Here is a 17,309-nt window from a genome sequence, read left to right as displayed (position 1 = left end):
CATTTAGAGCAATACCTCGATTCGCAGTGGGTACGAAACGAGTTAGATAATTTGCAGCTAAATTAATTTATATCCGGGGTTGAGTCTCTTAAAATTAGCTTAGGCTCAAACACCTGAGTAACCGTTATGCCGCTTTTTTTATAAATATCTTTAAGCACTAAATTTGCTGCTGCACGGCCCATTTCGGGTACTGGGTTATCTATTGTGGTAAGCGTAGGGTAAAGGTAATTGGTAAAAATAACGTTATCAAACCCAATTATTGCTAAATCTTTAGGTATATTAAAGCCATGCTCGCGAGCGTATTTCATTGCACCTGATGCCATTTCGTCATTGGCGCACACAAGAGCCGTAATTTGCGCTTTATTTTGAATAAAATGACGCAGGCCATCGCTGCCACCGGTTTCTTTAAAGTCGCCCACATAATACAAGCTTTCGTCAAAGGTGAGGTTATATTCTGCAAGCGCCTTTTTGTGGCCTTTTAAACGATCTGAGGCATCTTCTTTAAATTGTGGACCGGCAATATAAGCAATACGTTTATGCCCTTTATTGATCATAGCTTTTGTTGCAAGGTAGCCACCCATAACATTATCGAGACTAATGCAGTTTTGCTCTATTTCTTTAACGTAGCGACTCATTAAATAAATAGGGGTTTTACCTTTACTGAGCTCAATTAAATACTCGTTAGATACCGCTTCTACGTGAGCAATAATGGCGTCGCAATTACGGCTAATTAAAAATTCAAAACCGTTTTTTTCTTTTTTTTCATCACTGTGGCCGGGCGTAATAATTACGTGTTTACCAGCTATACGTAATTGCTCTTCAATGGCCGACATCATTTGTCCAAAAAACGGGCCATCTAACTCAGACACTAAAATGCCTACACTGTTAGTGCGGCTTGATGCTAAAGAGCGTGCAATAGAGCTTGGCTGATAGCCGAGCTCTTTCATCGCCTCTAATACCTTTTTTTTAGTTTTTTTACTTACGTAGTCGTTGTCGTTAAGCACCCTAGAAACAGTTGATAAAGACACTCCTGCCATTTCTGATACTTGATAAATAGTCGCCATTTATATCCTAGCTTGTACGCATTTGTTTTAAATAAAATTTATAAAACATAAATTGTGATTAAATGTTAATTTACACATTACTGCGCCTAATTGCTAAATCTTCTGTTATTTTTTGGGTTATTGCAGGTGTAAGCGGATAAATAAGCATCAACGCGGCGCCTAAAAATGCAAAAGCAGCAGGGATCCAGCTCATTAACAACTGCATAGCGGGAAGGGTTTGGTTAATTGTAAGCTCATCCATACCGTTATACCCATAGCTTGCAAGTACCACTAATACAAGTGCCCCAGCAAAACCACCTCCCGTTTTTTGTACAAAGGTGCCTGCAGAATAAATAAGCCCGGTTGCGCGGCGTTTATTTTTCCACTCGGAGTAGTCGGCAGAATCTCCCAGCATGCTAAAAAACAAAGTAGGCATCATAGCGGCAAAAAACTCAGCCGCGCAGCCAAACGTAAATACAGCGACAATATTATTGCTAGGCACCCAATAAAATGCAGTGGTTAATAAGCCGCTTAGCAACAACGATGCAATAAATAAATTGCGTTTGCCCATAATTTCAGCCAGCTTGCCTGTAGCAAGTGCACCAAATATAGATACTATTAATAAGGCAATAAAATATTGCCCTGCCATGAGTTCATCAGCAACGTGGTACTTAAAGTAATAGGCAATAACACCATATTTTATGCCGTTAAACATCATGGTTAAAAAGCCAATACCCAATAAAACGAGCCACGGTTTATTTGTTAGTAAATCGACCATATCGCGCTGCGAACCGGTTAGGTTTTGTTTGTTTTTATTAAGTAGTTTTTTTATAACAACAGTCATTGCCGCCATAACTAAAGCAAAAAATAATCCGCTGTATAAATCGCGATAGTAAAAAAACAGCGTTGTTGATAACAAAGGTAATATTATAAATGGTAGGTTTTTAGTTAAATCAAACAGTTCTGATTTTAAACACCCTTGCTCTGAAGCTGGGGCTATTACACGCTCTTTAGTGCTTACAAAGGTAATAACCATAAGCGCAATAAGTAAACTTGCGAACAAATACATAGTGAGCTGATAGCCCTTGGCGTTATCACCGCCTCCAAAGTAAGCGACTAAATCGGGTAAAAAACCCATCACTAATAACCCGCCGGTAAACGCGCCTGCAAATCTGAATCCTGATAGCTTTGTGCGCTCGGTGTCATCGGGGGTCATTACGCCCATAAGTGCAGAGTAGGGTACGTTACTGACTGTATAAGCAAGTGTTAAACCAATATAAGTAACGTAGGCATAAATAAGTTTATTGGTTTCGTTAAAGTTAGGTGTGGTAAAGCACAGCACCATAAACAAACCTAAAAAGGGCGCGGAGTAGAGAATCCACGGCCTAAATTTTCCAAAGCGCGACTGCGTTCTATCGGCAATCATGCCCATAATTATATCGGTTACACCATCAGATAACCTAACCACTAAAAACAGCATGGCGGCCGCTGCAGCCGATATGCCAAAGGTGTCGGTATAAAATACCGCTAAATAGGCCAATGCGCCACGCCATACTAAATTAGCACCCGCGTCACCCATGGCATAACCGACTTTTTCGTATAAAGGGAGTTTGTTCACAGTGTGTGTTCTTATTGTTATAAGCCGATAATTTATCGGCTTGTTATGAGTTTAGTGTACGCTTTACCACTGGCTTTAACAGTTCGTTTTTGTGTGTTGTAGTCTACGTGTACTATACCAAAGCGTTTTAAATATCCTTCTGCCCATTCAAAATTATCCATCAGGCTCCACGCAAAGTACCCATCTACCTTAACACCTTGTGCTGTTGCATTATGTAGGGCATTTAAATGCTCTTGGTAATATTCAATACGATCGTTGTCTTTCACTTCACCGTCTTTAAATTCATCAGCCATGGCTGCGCCATTTTCGGTAATATAAATAGGTGGTAGGGTGTATTTTTCGTTTAACGATACAAGTAACTCTGTAAGCGCTTTAGGGTAAATTTCCCAGCCAATATCGGTCATTGGGGCTTTGTGTGGCAGCTCATGATAAAAGTCTGTTTCGCTTGCTTGATAATGCATACGGGTATAAAAATTCACACCTAAATAATCAAGTGGCTGTGCAATAATTTCCATATCGCCTGGTAAAATATCAGGGCGCTGGGCTTTAGGTAATTGGTTAATAATATCAGGGTATTGACCTTGCATTACTGGCTGCATATACCATTGATTTATGTAGTCATCAGCAAATGCAGTGGCGTTTAAATCTTCTTCGCATTGGCTAACTGAGTAGCAAGGCGTAAAGTTAAGCACAATACCGTTGAGTGAATTAGGGCTATTTTTAGCAAGCACTTGCATCGCTAATCCGTGGCCAAGTAGTAAATGATGGGCAGCTTTTCGCCCGTGTTCTCGACCTACAATACCGGGTGCATGTACGCCAATTTCGTAACCTAAATAAGAGCTACAAAATGGCTCGTTTAGTGTTGCATAAGAATGTACTCGCTCACCAAAGGCTTGGGTAATTAAGTCTGCGTAATGTGCAAATTCGTAAGCCGTGTTTCGGTTAAGCCAACCGCCTTCGTCTTCAATATGTTGTGGTAAATCCCAGTGGTACAAAGTAACAAAAGCTTTGATATTACGACGTTTTAGTTCATCTAAAATATCGGTGTAAAACTTAACGCCTTTAGGGTTTAAATGACCTGCTTTGGTCATTACACGGGGCCAAGAAATAGAAAGCCTGTAGGCGTCTACACCTAGCGACTCAATTAAGTCTATATCGTCTTGCCAACGGGTGTAGTGCTCGCAGGCTACATCGCCATTTGAATTATCAGCAATTTTACCTTCTTTACTACAAAAGGTATCCCAAATGCAGGGGAGACGATCTGCTGCGCCACCCTCAATTTGAAAAGACGCTGTGGCCACACCGTAAGTAAAGTGTTTGGCTAAAAGTGGTGAGCCACTAGGTAAAGATAATTGTTTCATTAAGCGAAAACCCCTGCTTTATTTTTAGTAAATTTGCTTTTATAAAGTTAAAGTTGGAAGCGCTTCCATAATTAATTTGATTAATCGCCGGGTATAGTATTTAATAACTTTCAGGAAGCGCTTCCATATTTAGGTTAGTGGCTATTGTTTAACAGGTCAATAGTTATATTTAAATAAGCAAATTACATTATAAAAACACACCCAGACAACACAGGGCCATAACAATGAAAAAAAGCTTAAACACAAAAGCATTAAAAATTCTTTCCCTTTTAGTGGGAGGAATATGCGTTTTAACAGCCTGTAATAAACAGCAAACGCAAGTTAGTAACAATCATACTAACGCCTCGGAGCATGAGCAGGGCGATCTAACACTTTGGCCAACTCTTAAAAACAAAGTACAAAAAAGCACCGAGATCGAAAATAAAATTGCCGGTTATTTAAAGTCGATGACGCTTGAGCAAAAAGTAGCGCAAATGATCCAACCAGAAATTCGCGATATAACCGTTGAAGATATGCGCAAATATGGGTTTGGATCTTATTTAAATGGTGGAGGCTCTTTTCCTGATGCTAATAAGCATGCTACTCCTGCTGACTGGATAGGGCTTGCAGAGAGTATGTATCAAGCATCGGTTGATGATACGCTTGATGGCAGTAAAATCCCTACCATGTGGGGCACTGATGCCGTACATGGACATAATAACGTCATTGGTGCGACGTTATTTCCACATAATATTGGTTTGGGTGCTGCTAATAACCCTGCGCTTATAGAGCAAATTGCAGCGGCAACAGCGGTAGAAGTAATGGCTACAGGAATTGATTGGGTATTTGCACCTACCGTAGCTGTAGTGCGCGATGATCGCTGGGGCAGAACCTACGAAGGCTATTCAGAGGACCCTGCAATTGTTCGCGAGTATTCAGCCGCTATTGTAAATGGCTTACAAGGTAGAGCCGATGGCGACTTTTTAAGTGATAAACGCGTAATTAGCACTGTTAAGCACTTTTTAGGTGATGGCGGTACAGTGGATGGCGACGATCAAGGTAATAATATTGATACCGAAAAAGATTTATACAATATACATGCGCAAGGTTATATAGGTGGCTTAACGGCAGGTAGTCAGTCTGTTATGGCGTCGTTTAATAGCTGGCATGGCAAAAAAAATCATGGCAATAAATACTTACTTACCGATGTACTCAAAACCAAAATGGGTTTTGATGGCTTTGTTGTAGGAGATTGGAACGGCCACGGGCAAGTTGCCGGCTGTACTAACGAAAGCTGCCCACAAGCAGTCAATGCGGGGCTTGATATTTTTATGGTGCCTACAAGTGCTTGGAAACCACTTTATAACAATACAATAGCGCAAGTAAAAGCAGGTACTATTCCTATGGCTAGAATAGATGATGCCGTTGCGCGTATTTTACGCGTTAAATTACGTGCGGGTTTATTTGATAAACCAAGCCCCGCAAATCGAAAATATTCAGGTAAATTAGAGCTAATAGGTGCGCCAGCACATCGCGATATTGCCCGCCAAGCGGTACAAGAGTCGTTAGTATTGCTTAAAAACAACGACCATTTATTACCGATTAACCCATCAAGCAATATACTTATAGCAGGCGATGCGGCCAATAATATTGGTAAACAATCGGGGGGTTGGAGCATTACGTGGCAAGGCACCAACAATAAAAATGCAGATTTCCCTGGAGCCACCTCTATATATGCCGGATTAAAAGCGCAAATAGATACAGCAGGCGGTAACGCTATTTTAAGCCCAAATGGCATGTTTGATACTAAACCCGATGTAGCCATTGTTGTATTTGGCGAAGAGCCATACGCAGAAGGGCATGGCGATAAAGATAACCTTGAATTTGAGCGAGGTAATAAACGCTCACTTAAAATTTTAAAAGCGTTAAAACAGCAAAATATACCGGTTGTATCTGTGTTTATATCGGGCAGACCCATGTGGGTTAATAGCGAGCTAAATGCATCTGATGCGTTTGTAGCTGCATGGCTTCCTGGCACTGAAGGCCAAGGTATTGCTGATGTATTACTAAGCGATAAACAAGGGAAAGCACAACATGACTTTAAAGGTAAGTTATCGTTCTCGTGGCCTAAATCGCCACTGCAAACGGCTGTAAATAAGGGCGATGCTGATTACTCACCATTATTACCCTATGGCTTTGGTTTAACGTACAAAGATGAAAGTACGCTTGGCAATAATCTAAATGAAGACTCAGGTGTTGATGTAAGCAAGCTTGCGCCGCTGTCTATATTTAATGGCAGCTTTAAAACGCCGTGGCGTTTGTTTTTAAACTCTAATAACCAGCAGCATCAAGTGGCCAGCAACAGTGTAAAGCTTGGCGGCATTACTTATCGTACTGAAGATAAGGCCATTCAAGAAGATGCGATGGCGTTTAATTTTACAGGCTCTAGCACAAGCTATATCGAAATTAACAGTAACTTTACTGAAGACAAAGTAGCTTATATTGAGGGCAAGTCAGCGCTTAGTTTTAGCTATAAAATAAATACAATGCCAACAGAGCAAGTGCAACTAGGTATGAAATGCGAGCAAGGCTGTGGTGGCGAGCTTAATATTACCAATGAGCTTAAAAATTCAGCCTTAAATACATGGCAAACAATGAGTGTAGATTTAACCTGTTTTGCTAAAAAGGGCGTTGATTTTGCCAGAGTAACCAGCCCATTTATTATTAAAACGGCAGGAGAGCTTAGCGTTTCAGTTGCAGATATTGGCTTTGAACCACAAAACGCTAAAAGTGCCAAGATTAAGTGTGAATAATAAAGCGTAAAAATTGTTGTGTGTACCCAAAGCCCTTTTTTAAGGGCTTTTTTCATGCAGGGCAATAGTGTTTTAAAAACTCATGGTGGGGTGGTAATTGGCTTACGCGCTGTTCGATTTGTTGCTTAATACCGTGTAAAAAACGGGTGAGTTCTTCGTCGCTCATCATGCTGGCTATTAAGTGGTGTTGTTCGGGCACAATACCTTGTCCAAGCATAACTTGCACCCACGAATCGACTCTAAAAATATCACCATCGTCTAAAAATACACGGCCAGTTTGTTTAAACAAATCAATTTTATGCTGAAGTGTTTTTGGCACTTCCATGGCGCTACAGTGTTGCCAAAATTCGCTGTCATCGCGATTAGTTACTTTGTAGTGCAGCACAATAAAGTCGCGAATATTTTCAATTTCGCTTTTAAGTTGTTTGTTGTATTCATCAATGGCGTGATTGGTTATGCCATTAAACGGAAATAAACGCATAAAACGAATAATACCCGACATAATTAAATGAATGCTGGTGGACTCAAGTGGTTCAACAAAACCGCTTGCAAGACCAAGCGCAAGGCAGTTTTTGTTCCAGCCTTTTAAGCGACGCCCAGTTTTAAATTTAATAACACGGGGTTCAGTAAGCGTTTCACCTTCAATGTTATTTAGCAATAACGCTTTAGCTTGTTCGTCATCCATATATTGGCTGCAATACACTAACCCATTGCCTACACGACTTTGCAGCGGTATACGCCATTGCCAACCGCTTTTATGGGCAATAGAGCGGGTAAGTGGCAATACGGTATCTCTTGTTGATTTTGTTTGTACTGCAATGGCGCTATTGCATGGTAATAAGTGCGACCAATCTTCGTAGCCCGTATGCAGTGCTTGCTCTATTAATAAGCCTCTAAAGCCGGTACAATCTATAAAAAAGTCGCCGTTTATTTGCTCGCCACTATTTAAAAGTAATGATTCTATGTGGCCTGTTTTAGCATTTTTTACTACTTTTTGTATTTTACCTTCAACACGCTTTACACCTAATGGCTCTGAAAATTCACGTAAAAACAGCGCATAGCGGGTAGCATCCATATGGTAGGCGTAGTTAATAGGATTTTGTTGGTTAAACGCAAATTTACCGGCTTTAGCCGCTTGCAGCTCGTAACAGTAATCGCCAAATGGGTTGTGTATTCCTAAAGTTTTGCCTTGTAGCCAAAAGTGATGAAACTCACCCGCCCAACATTCTTTGCCCGTTGCGCCAAATGAGTGAATATAACGCGTGTTTTCATCGCCCCAGTTTTCAAAGCTAATACCTAATTTAAAGCTTGCTTGAGTGGCTTTCATAAAAGCTTGCTCGTTTATACCTAGCAATTTATGAAACGTACGAATAGGCGGAATTGTTGCCTCGCCAACGCCTACAGTGCCAATATCGTCAGATTCAACAAGGGTAACATGTATATTTTTGCCAATTAATTTTGCAAGTGCAGCCGCAGCCATCCAGCCTGCAGTGCCGCCTCCCGCTATTACTACATTTTTAACAGCATTTGTTTTAGTCATCATGTGGCTGCCTATTATTAGATAAAAGATCATTTAAAAGCGCGCGGTTACTCGGTAAGCCTTTTAAGTATTGCGCTATTTTTTCACGGTTTTGTTGATAAAAATAATCGCCAGCTTGAGCGCTGGTAAACGCATTTTGTGCTCGAGGTGTTTGTGTATTAAAGCCCATGCCGTATAAAACATACTGGTAACTACTTGATGAAAATACTTCTTCGTTTTCAATAAAGTCAAAGCGGCTAGGGGGCTGAAATTGCCACAGTTTAAGTAAATTTTGTAGGCGCTCTGGTGCAGTTGTTAAATCACGAATATTTTGCCAGTAGGGGGTATCGTCGCGTTCGCTTAAAACATAATGGAGTTTTAAAAATTCGACAACACGTTGCCAGCGCGTGCTAAAACGGTCGTTAAAGCGATTTGCAAGTTGGCTCATATGCGTGCGGTTTTGTGGTAGTTGCTCGCTCAGCATACTAATTGAAAGTTCAACCATGGCAAGTGCAGAGGCTTCAAGTGGCTCTAAAAATCCAGCCGACATACCCACGGCAACACAGTTTTTAATCCAAAACTTTTGTCTGTACCCTGGGCTGAATTTTAATACACGGTAGTTAAGCTGCTCAGCTTGTTGCTCGCTAGTACTTTTAGCTATGTAGCTTTTTAAAGTATCAGTTGCGCTTTCATCGCTTTGGTATTTACTACTAAATACATAACCTGTGCCACGGCGTGTGGGCAGGGCTATATCCCAAATCCAGCCGTTACTTTGCGCAGTAGAGAGCGTTGCAGAGGCAATTGGCTGATTGATGTGTGCATTAGGTACTTGCGCTGCAACAGCGCTGTTATTAAATAAAATATGATCTTGCGCTATAAACTCACTATTAAAATGCTCACCAATTAAACGCGCACGAGAGCCTGAGCAATCTAAAAATAAATCACCTGTTATATCGCCATTTTTATTTGTTTTTAATGAGGCAATATAGCCATGCTCGTCGTTAATAACGTGGGTTACATCGTCAGTAATATGTGTAACATTTAAGTTTTTAACACAGTGGTTTTTTAAAAACTCGGAAAATTTACCTGCATCTAAATGATAGCCATAGTTGGTGACTGCTGCGTATTCGGGTGTTTGTAATTGTTTTGGTGCAAGTGCTGCTTGGCATACAAAACTTTGCATATTAACAACGTCAGCAAACTTTTGGTTAGGTGCAATACGTTGCCAACTTGCGTGTAAATTGGTTTGCTCGTAGCCTTGAGGGTCCATAAAAGGGTGGTAGTAATTTTCTCCCTTACTTAGGTTGCGCCAATTTATAAATTTAGAACCTTGCTTAAAGGTGGCATCGCACTGTGTTATAAAATCAATTTCTTTAATGCCAATACGCTGTAACGTATTACGCATTGAAGGCCACGTGCCTTCGCCTACACCTATTATTGGTACGTTTGCTGACTCAATTAACGTGACACTCAAATGTGGATGCTCAGCAGCTAATAAACCCGCACTTAGCCAGCCGGCTGTACCACCACCTAAAATGACTATTTTTTTTATTGGTTTGGTCATGAGTTAAAACCCTAAACTTGATAACACGTAAACTATATCGTTTTAAATACAAAAAAGCCGCTAGTAATAACTAACGGCTTTGCTTGGTATTACCTTTAGAAGTTGTAACGCATACCAATATTGTAGCGTGCGCCTAGTTGTTGTAAGTTCCATAATTGCACTGATGTACGGCCATGTTCGCGGCTGTTTTGCTCAGTAATATTTATGCCTTCAACAAAAAACGAAAGCTGTTCGCTGTAGTTGTACGCAACGTTAAAGTCGATTTGATAATACTCTTCAGTAAAACCAGGTTCGTTAACGTAACGCGCAGCACTATTTAAAAACTTATCCCGCCAGTTATAGGCAACACGGGCTTGAAAGTCATCGTTTTCGTACATGGCAATAAAGTTGGCTGTATCGCTTAGCCCTACCAGTGCAAACTGCGTTGTAGAAGGGCTAGCATTTACATCAAAGTCTATATCACCATTAACGGTAGTGTAGTTTGCTTGAACGCCAAAACCGCTTTCACCAAAAAAGTGTTGAAATGCAATTTCAAAACCATCTATGGTGGCGCTTTTATTATTGGTTGGTACTTGTGCAGTAAAATCGAGTAGTGGGTCATCGCTGTTAGCAATAACATCGTACGCCGCTTCAAATTCTTCGTAAGTCATAGAATCAAAATCTACCCCATTTTCGGTAGCCGCAACCATTTGGAATAAGTTTGAATCTGTAACAGCAAGCCCACGGGCTTCAAGCTCTGCAATGGCAGCTTGCGCGCGAGGGCCCGCAGTTGCATCGCGTAAACCATAGTAATTTTGTGTCATTGGCGTTAAACCAATAAAGTTTTCGATATCTTTTGTGTAGTAACCTACCGATACATAACTTGTTTCTGCAAAATACCATTCTGCCGATACATCAATGTTATCTGACTCAAGCGGCACTAAACCAGGATTACCTGTTGACGCTGTTGCTGGTGACGAACCAGGCAATAAGGTTGGCGCTCCCGGTACACCGACAGTAGCGGCAGAACTTAAGTTATCATACGTTGGGCGGGCAATTGTTGTACTGTAAGAAAAGCGCGCTTTTACGTTTTCGATTACTTCTATGTCAAAGTCTAGGCTGGGTAAAAAATGATCGTAACTAGATTTTAGTGTGAAATCTTGCTTATCTGAGCCAAAGCGTACGTTAAAATCGTTGTTGCCTTCCCAAGCAATGGCATTTGGCAGGTCGATATTAGCAGTTGAAGTAATATCAGTTGACTCGTGACGTGCGCCAACAACGATGTTGTAAGGCATGTCATTAAAATAACCAGTATATGTGAACTGAACAAAGGCCGCAGTAATATCTTCATCTATGGTGCGGTTTGTAGCAAAAGCGCCATCGGCTGCGAAGTTAAATCCATATTGCTCGCCTGCCCAATAACCTATTTGTGAAGCGCTGCCCGTATAGCCTTGATTAAATGAACCAGACGTATCGTAATCGTCAAACTCAGCTAAAAAGTTGGTAGGATTTAAATAACCGTCAGGTAATTCACCAGGGTTTTCAACTCCCCAATTTCCCATCGTGTTACGAGTAAGTGACTGAAGTGAATGGCTTTCCATAGAGCGAGATTCTACGCCAAAGTCAATTACACCGTTTTCCAGCTCATATTTACCATGAAGCCTAAATTCGTTCACTTCAGATTCTTGGCTTGCAAAATTAGAGTCTAATATCGAGGTACCTACATCTGCAGGGTCGAGCGTATTGTTACAGTTTAAGTTAGCGCGTCGACAGTCGTTAAAATCTATACTCATAGAAGGAAGTTCGCGGCTAAAGTCTACTTCTTGTGCATTAATAACATTTGCACCAAGGCCAGCATTAACCCAGCTGCCGTATGGTGCGTCAGGTTTACTGGTGGCTTTTGAATTGTGCGCATCAAACATAAAGCTCAACTCAGAGTTAAAGTAATACTCTACATTTAAGCCGATTGAATCGTTTTTATTTACCTGATTTAACTCTTGAAATGCTAAACCTAAATCACGCGTTTGTAGATCGCGGCGCTCTTCACGGTAATAGACAGGTGTTTTAACGGTGTTGTCATCAAAGGTTAGCGCACTTTTGTAATTGTCCATCCAAAGAGACTGCTCAGCGCGTGCTTCAAATAAATCTTGTTTAGAGTAGGTGTAATCAAGTGTGGCTGTTAAATCATCAATTGGGCTGTACTGAAATGTTAATTGCGCATTTGTACGCGTACGCTCTCTGTCGGCTATGGTATAACGTAAATCTGATGGCATTGAATAAAGCTGGCCAATCTCTGGTGCGTTAGTTAAAACAATATCGTCAGCTGCTTGAGGAATAGTGCCGTCAAAAGCCGATGTATTCCACTGATTTACAAATGCACCTGTTGATGAGCTATCGCGCTGTTGCATGCTTGCTGTTAACGATGCGCCAAATTTAGCGTCGCTGTCGGTCCAGCTAATAATACCCGAAAGCTCAGGTGTAATGTCATCGCCTACGCGATTAGTTGTATCGTGAAGTGCTTTAACACCAATACTTGAAATAAATCCAGGGTTGTCGAGTGGGCGGGCAGTGTTAATGTTAATAGTTGCACCAATACCACCAGAGGCAATACTTGCTTTACCTGTTTTATAAACTTCAACTGATTTAACGCTATCAGATGCCAAATTAGCAAAATCAAATGCACGAGAATTGGGAGTGCCGCCACCTGCAGGAAGAGATGCAGCAGGCATTGTGCGACCATTTAGGGTTACCATATTGTAATCGGGGCCAAAACCACGAACAGTCACTTTAGACCCTTCACCGTTTGAGCGATCAATCGACACACCGGTAATACGCTGTAGCGATTCGGCTAAATTGGTATCGGGAAATTTACCAATATCTTCAGCAGAAATGGCGTCTACCACACCTGCGGCATCACGTTTTAATCGAGTTGATTCTTTAATGCTGCTTTTAAAGCCGGTGACCTGAATTACTTCAACGTCTTGGTTTGCTTCTTCTTGTGCAAGCAACGGTAAAGATACAGATGCGCTTAAAATCAAAGATAGGCTGGTTGCTATCTTTGTTTTTCTTACAATATGGTTAGCCATTCGGTTTCCCTCGTACTTTTATCATTATTATTAACAGCTTGTATGCGGCTGTTATTGTGTAAATGTTAACATTGTCAAATGTGTGGAAGCGCTTCCAGAAAAGATAATTAAAAATCGCCTGTGTGGAAGCGCTTCCAGAAATGCTAGACCAATTTCATAGAAGGATCAACTAATGTTTTAATAAAATGAAATATATTTGTTTGAAAAATGTAATTTATACTGTGAGTAAAGGGGTTGGTTAAACTGCGTTAAAATTAAGCCAAATTAATATGCTTTAAAAGTGGTGCTAGTAATTGAATCTCGCAACATGTAATGATTAGACCCTTGATATATCTGAGTGGATTGTCATAAATTCGAGTTATTGTGCAAGTAAATTAACAAATAATGTTAAGTTGAAATACAGTTAAAAACGGAGCAATCAAATTTAATGAATTATTTGAAATTAGCAAATATCGTTGGGTTCCAAAAAGTGAGTACGATTGTTAAAGAGGTACCATGAAAGCGCATCAGCAAGCAGTAATAGAGCAAGGGCAATGGTTTAAAAATCGTAGCCCCAAGCTAAAAATGTTTTTATTAACTCACGGTAAAATACTCACTTTGAAAGCCCAACAAGCGCTATTTTTACGTGGCGATGCGCATGATGGAATATACGTTGTTTTAAGTGGCGTTATGCGAATTAGTGGCGTAAATAGTAATGGTAAAGAGGCTGTTTTGAGTTTCATCGATGCGTCGTTATGGTTTGGTGAAGTAACGTTATTTGATAAAGGCTTAAGAACCCATGACGTTTACGCACAAACTGACGCTCAGTTATTTTATGTACCACAACGTTCATTAGAGCAACTATTAAGTAAACATCCTGAGTATTGGCAGGAGTTTGGTTTATTATTGGCACAAAAATTACGGCTTATGTTTTCTTCAATGGAAGATCATGCATTGCACAGTGCAGAGCAAAAAGTATGTAACAGATTATTAATGCTGAGTGAGCAAACTAATTTTTCAGCGCCATTGGCATTGTCTCAGCAACAATTAGCGGATATGACCTATTTAACACGGCAAACCATAAATCAAATACTACAAAAACTGGTTAAAAAAAATGCCATTAGTTTGGGGTATCAGTGCATTACAGTGTTGGATGTAAGTAAACTGCAGGCGCTTGCTAGTTAACTCAAGCGCTGCACAATAAACCTTCAGTTAAAATTTAAATTTTTGGCCAAATAAAAACAAATCCAAAACTGTTTAACCCAGATTTTTGGTTGCCTAGCTTTAACTTAGTTTATTTTCACCATTTTTTGGAACCAAAATTGCTACAGATAATACTTTGCAGCAATAGGTTTAAACTAATGATGATAACTTCTTATATAAATCAATATAGTAGCTATGTAAGTGACACTAATGCGGCATTAATAAATAAGAGTGCGGCAATAGATGTCCCCATCCAACAAACCACCCAACAACCGAAAGAGTCGAATGAGCCAAAGGTTGCTAATAACTTTTTACAAAATGCCCAAGAGGCATTGGTTTACCAACGTTTAGGTATCGATAAAGACAAAATAGCAGAGATAAAAGCATTAATAGAAGAGTTATCAGAGCAGTTACAAAAGCAAGGCGCTGACAGTGATTCAATTAACAAAAAAATGGACGAACTACAAAAAATGCTCGAACAGGAGTATCAAAATGGACGTGAGCGAATGGATACTCAACCAGAACGAGAAAAGGGAAGTATTATTTCGGCGTTAGCCTAAATTTACAAATGTCGGGTAGGTGACATTGTTGTTGCACGTTTATTTGTTATGTTTAGTGTTCAGCTAAATATTTATTGAGGAATACACAATGCAAACACTTCAACAACAACTTGGCAAATATGGTTTATATCACCGCTCTAAGCGCAATGTGCTTACTCATTTTTTTGGTATCCCACTTATTGTATTTGCCGTTTTATGTTTACTTGCCCGCATTGAAATACCCCTTGGTGGCGTTGTTATTAATGGTGCACAAATATTTGTTTTAGCTTCGGTAATTTATTACGTCATGTTAAGTCTATCGCTGGGTTTAATTATGGCTATATTGTTTACTGCATTGCTGTTTGCAGCTGAGCCTATAGCAGCTATGACATTTTGGCCTTGGTTAAGTATTGGCGTGGGGGTATTTGTGTTTGGTTGGGTGTTGCAATTTATTGGACATTATTATGAAGGCAAAAAGCCCGCGTTTGTTGATGATTTAATTGGCTTAATTATTGGCCCATTGTATGTAACTGTAGAATTACTATTTTTAATGGGTTTTTATAAACAGCTCGAAATAGAAGTGAACAATATTGCAGGGCCAACTAAGGCGTAAATTCACTTACTCAAATCAACAGCTTCATTGAGCAAAGAGGTGCCTATGAATTTTAATAATAAAACAGTGTGGGTTACAGGCGCATCGTCAGGCATTGGCAAGGAGCTTGCGATTCAATTTGCAAAGCTAGGCGCACGCGTCATTTTATCTGCCCGCAATGTTGAAAAGCTCACTGAGGTAAAAGCAACGCTTGAAGGTGATGGGCATTTAGTTATACCGCTTGATTTGTCAGCGCCTGAGGCTGTTTTGACTCAGGTTACTGATTTACTGCACACTTTACCTTCTATCGATATTTTAATTAATAACGGCGGGGTGTCGCAGCGCAGTTTATTTTTAGAAAACGACTTTAACGTATACCGCCAGCTTATGGAGGTTAACTATTTTGGTTTAATAGCACTGACAAAAGCGATATTACCTTCAATGGTTGCAAGAAAAAACGGTTCAATCGTGGCTATTAGCAGTGTGGCAGGAAAAGTTGGCTCAAAGTTTAGAACGGGTTATTCAGGCTCAAAATATGCGGTAGTGGGCTTTATGGATTGCCTACGAGCAGAAGTAGCAGAGCACAATATTCATTGTTTAACGATTTGCCCAGGTTCGATTAAAACCGCGATTGCACATAACTCGTTAAACGAGCAGGGCGTCGCACAAAATAAACCCGAAGAATCAATTGAAAACGGCATGGCAGTATCCTGTGCGGCTGAAAAAATGATTAAAGCGATTGCTAACAAAAAAGACGAAGTTATTGTTGGGCAAGGATTAAGTGGTTGGGCACCAACGATAAAACGATTTTTTCCTAATTTATTTAATCGATTAACAGCTAAAACTAACTACAGATAATTGCACTTTTACTATTAATTAAGCTAAATAACAGGCAGTGGTTTTATTAATATTGAAAAGGTAGACTGTATTAAAATTAAAATTAAAATTAAATAAATAAGGTAAGGATACTCGTGAAATTTGCATGGCTAAGCCTTTTTTTTGGTGTATTAATTTGGTCTGGCATTAACCCTAAAGATGAATTCACTTGGTTACTTGAAGTTATTCCCGCAATGATTGGTTTAGCACTTATATCAAGCACGTACAAATACTTTAAATTAACCTCTTTATTGTACTTTTTTATTTTAGTGCATTGTATTGTGCTGATGATAGGTGGTCATTATACCTACGCAGAAGTGCCTTTATTTGATAATTTATTTGGCAGCGAACGCAATAACTATGACAAAGTAGGGCACTTTTTTCAGGGATTTGTACCCGCTTTGCTAGCGCGCGAAATACTGCTACGAAAGCAGGTTGTGAATGGCCGAGGTTGGTTAACTTTATTTGTTATATCTGTCAGTTTGGCGTTTAGTGCATTTTACGAATTAATAGAGTGGTGGGTGGCAGTACTGACCGGTGAAAACGCTGAGGCTTTTTTAGGGACGCAAGGGTATGTGTGGGATACACAGTCAGATATGGCATTAGCGTTATTTGGTGCAATTTGCTCGTTACTGCTGCTTTCAAAACTACACGATACACAGTTAAAGTATGTAAAAAACTATTAAATACTACACTGGATAGTTAAAAATGACTCAACAACCTCACAACTACTCAATTAGTACAGACAAGTCTAAGCTTAACTTTAACGTTATTTATAATTTTATTGCTAATAGTTACTGGGCAAAAGGCATACCTAAAAGTGTGATGCAAAAAGCGATTGATAACTCAATGTGCTTTGGCGTGTATAGCCCTAATAACGAGCAAGTTGGTTTTGCACGGGTTGAATCGCCCCGAGTTCATCGGAGACCAGTTTGTTTAAGTCAGGCCACTTTACCTGACTCGTTTAAATTATCATAGTAGTCTGTTTCATATTGAGCTGGTGAAATATACCCAATTGAAGATAATAAGCGTTGATTATTAAACCAATTGACCCACTCTAACGTTGCGTATTCAACAGCATCAACATTCTTCCACGGGCCATTTCTGCGAATAATCTCTGTTTTAAATAATCCATTTATTGTTTCAGCCAATGCATTG

At 40.0% G+C, this 17,309-nt stretch carries 14 protein-coding genes; 7 read left to right on the top strand and 7 right to left on the bottom strand.

What is annotated here, in order from left to right; all coding sequences use genetic code 11:
- Positions 1 to 62: 62 nt before the first annotated feature.
- The 3 genes from BCG07_RS08915 to BCG07_RS08905 all read right to left on the bottom strand — a co-directional run bounded on the left by BCG07_RS08915 (position 63) and on the right by BCG07_RS08905 (position 4,022).
- Positions 63 to 1,064 carry a LacI family DNA-binding transcriptional regulator gene (locus BCG07_RS08915; protein WP_010557355.1) on the bottom strand — a complete coding sequence of 334 codons (1,002 nt, stop codon included), beginning with the start codon at positions 1,062 to 1,064 and terminating at the stop codon, positions 63 to 65.
- 70 nt (positions 1,065 to 1,134) lie between these two features.
- Positions 1,135 to 2,661 carry an MFS transporter gene (locus BCG07_RS08910; RefSeq protein WP_276756353.1) on the bottom strand — a complete coding sequence of 509 codons (1,527 nt, stop codon included), beginning with the start codon at positions 2,659 to 2,661 and terminating at the stop codon, positions 1,135 to 1,137.
- Between the two features lie 32 nt (positions 2,662 to 2,693).
- The gene (locus tag BCG07_RS08905; protein WP_286889884.1) at positions 2,694 to 4,022 is read right to left on the bottom strand and encodes a GH1 family beta-glucosidase; all 1,329 of its coding nucleotides are present in this window, start codon (positions 4,020 to 4,022) and stop codon (positions 2,694 to 2,696) included.
- Between the two features lie 224 nt (positions 4,023 to 4,246).
- Between BCG07_RS08905 and BCG07_RS08900 the strand changes: the two genes are divergently transcribed.
- Positions 4,247 to 6,814 (top strand): glycoside hydrolase family 3 protein, encoded by a 2,568-nt coding sequence (locus tag BCG07_RS08900; protein ID WP_286889882.1) that lies wholly within the window; start codon positions 4,247 to 4,249, stop codon positions 6,812 to 6,814.
- A gap of 52 nt (positions 6,815 to 6,866) precedes the next feature.
- Here BCG07_RS08900 and BCG07_RS08895 read toward each other — a convergent pair whose 3' ends face one another.
- From BCG07_RS08895 to BCG07_RS08885, 3 genes are all read right to left on the bottom strand, one after another.
- Complete coding sequence (locus BCG07_RS08895) at positions 6,867 to 8,354, bottom strand: tryptophan halogenase family protein (protein ID WP_286889889.1); 1,488 nt, start codon at positions 8,352 to 8,354, stop codon at positions 6,867 to 6,869.
- Positions 8,347 to 9,897, bottom strand: a complete 1,551-nt coding sequence (locus BCG07_RS08890; protein ID WP_286889880.1) for a tryptophan halogenase family protein — start codon at positions 9,895 to 9,897, stop codon at positions 8,347 to 8,349. Before BCG07_RS08890 ends, BCG07_RS08895 begins: the two co-directional genes overlap by 8 nt.
- Before the next feature lie 95 nt (positions 9,898 to 9,992).
- Positions 9,993 to 12,962, bottom strand: coding sequence for a TonB-dependent receptor (locus BCG07_RS08885; protein WP_286889878.1), 2,970 nt, complete (start codon positions 12,960 to 12,962; stop codon positions 9,993 to 9,995).
- Positions 12,963 to 13,457: 495 nt separating this feature from the next.
- On the opposite strand from BCG07_RS08885, the gene BCG07_RS08880 reads away from it, so the two are divergent.
- The 6 genes from BCG07_RS08880 to BCG07_RS08855 all read left to right on the top strand — a co-directional run bounded on the left by BCG07_RS08880 (position 13,458) and on the right by BCG07_RS08855 (position 17,129).
- Positions 13,458 to 14,126 (top strand): Crp/Fnr family transcriptional regulator, encoded by a 669-nt coding sequence (locus BCG07_RS08880; protein WP_286889876.1) that lies wholly within the window; start codon positions 13,458 to 13,460, stop codon positions 14,124 to 14,126.
- 176 nt (positions 14,127 to 14,302) lie between these two features.
- On the top strand, positions 14,303 to 14,704 hold the full coding sequence (locus BCG07_RS08875; protein ID WP_286889875.1) for a hypothetical protein: 402 nt from the start codon (positions 14,303 to 14,305) through the stop codon (positions 14,702 to 14,704).
- An 88-nt stretch (positions 14,705 to 14,792) separates the two neighbouring features.
- Positions 14,793 to 15,296 (top strand): Mpo1 family 2-hydroxy fatty acid dioxygenase, encoded by a 504-nt coding sequence (locus BCG07_RS08870; protein WP_286889873.1) that lies wholly within the window; start codon positions 14,793 to 14,795, stop codon positions 15,294 to 15,296.
- A 45-nt stretch (positions 15,297 to 15,341) separates the two neighbouring features.
- Positions 15,342 to 16,133, top strand: a complete 792-nt coding sequence (locus BCG07_RS08865) for an SDR family oxidoreductase (RefSeq protein ID WP_286889872.1) — start codon at positions 15,342 to 15,344, stop codon at positions 16,131 to 16,133.
- Between the two features lie 113 nt (positions 16,134 to 16,246).
- Positions 16,247 to 16,837, top strand: coding sequence for a DUF2238 domain-containing protein (locus tag BCG07_RS08860; RefSeq protein ID WP_286889870.1), 591 nt, complete (start codon positions 16,247 to 16,249; stop codon positions 16,835 to 16,837).
- Between the two features lie 22 nt (positions 16,838 to 16,859).
- On the top strand, positions 16,860 to 17,129 hold the full coding sequence (locus BCG07_RS08855; RefSeq protein WP_286889868.1) for a hypothetical protein: 270 nt from the start codon (positions 16,860 to 16,862) through the stop codon (positions 17,127 to 17,129).
- Here the strand turns inward: BCG07_RS08855 and BCG07_RS08850 are convergent.
- Positions 17,093 to 17,309: IS3 family transposase (locus BCG07_RS08850; protein WP_286889867.1), on the bottom strand; the 217-nt coding region annotated here is incomplete at its 5' end. The genes BCG07_RS08855 and BCG07_RS08850 overlap by 37 nt on opposite strands.

Origin of the sequence: Pseudoalteromonas sp. ESRF-bin5 (genome assembly GCF_002632075.1) — a bacterium.
Taxonomy (GTDB): Bacteria; Pseudomonadota; Gammaproteobacteria; order Enterobacterales; family Alteromonadaceae; genus Pseudoalteromonas; species Pseudoalteromonas marina.
The sequence above is the reverse complement of the archived record's forward strand: the minus strand, read 5'-3'. Positions and strand labels throughout refer to the sequence as shown.

What these genes read in the sequence shown, in the direction of transcription:
- BCG07_RS08915 (WP_010557355.1), bottom strand. Translation starts at nt 1,064, where the DNA reads ATGGCGACTATTTATCAAGTATCAGAAATGGCAGGAGTGTCTTTATCA.
- BCG07_RS08905 (WP_286889884.1), bottom strand. Translation starts at nt 4,022, where the DNA reads ATGAAACAATTATCTTTACCTAGTGGCTCACCACTTTTAGCCAAACAC.
- BCG07_RS08900 (WP_286889882.1), top strand. Translation starts at nt 4,247, where the DNA reads ATGAAAAAAAGCTTAAACACAAAAGCATTAAAAATTCTTTCCCTTTTA.
- BCG07_RS08895 (WP_286889889.1), bottom strand. Translation starts at nt 8,354, where the DNA reads ATGACTAAAACAAATGCTGTTAAAAATGTAGTAATAGCGGGAGGCGGC.
- BCG07_RS08890 (WP_286889880.1), bottom strand. Translation starts at nt 9,897, where the DNA reads ATGACCAAACCAATAAAAAAAATAGTCATTTTAGGTGGTGGTACAGCC.
- BCG07_RS08885 (WP_286889878.1), bottom strand. Translation starts at nt 12,962, where the DNA reads ATGGCTAACCATATTGTAAGAAAAACAAAGATAGCAACCAGCCTATCT.
- BCG07_RS08880 (WP_286889876.1), top strand. Translation starts at nt 13,458, where the DNA reads ATGAAAGCGCATCAGCAAGCAGTAATAGAGCAAGGGCAATGGTTTAAA.
- BCG07_RS08875 (WP_286889875.1), top strand. Translation starts at nt 14,303, where the DNA reads ATGATGATAACTTCTTATATAAATCAATATAGTAGCTATGTAAGTGAC.
- BCG07_RS08870 (WP_286889873.1), top strand. Translation starts at nt 14,793, where the DNA reads ATGCAAACACTTCAACAACAACTTGGCAAATATGGTTTATATCACCGC.
- BCG07_RS08865 (WP_286889872.1), top strand. Translation starts at nt 15,342, where the DNA reads ATGAATTTTAATAATAAAACAGTGTGGGTTACAGGCGCATCGTCAGGC.
- BCG07_RS08855 (WP_286889868.1), top strand. Translation starts at nt 16,860, where the DNA reads ATGACTCAACAACCTCACAACTACTCAATTAGTACAGACAAGTCTAAG.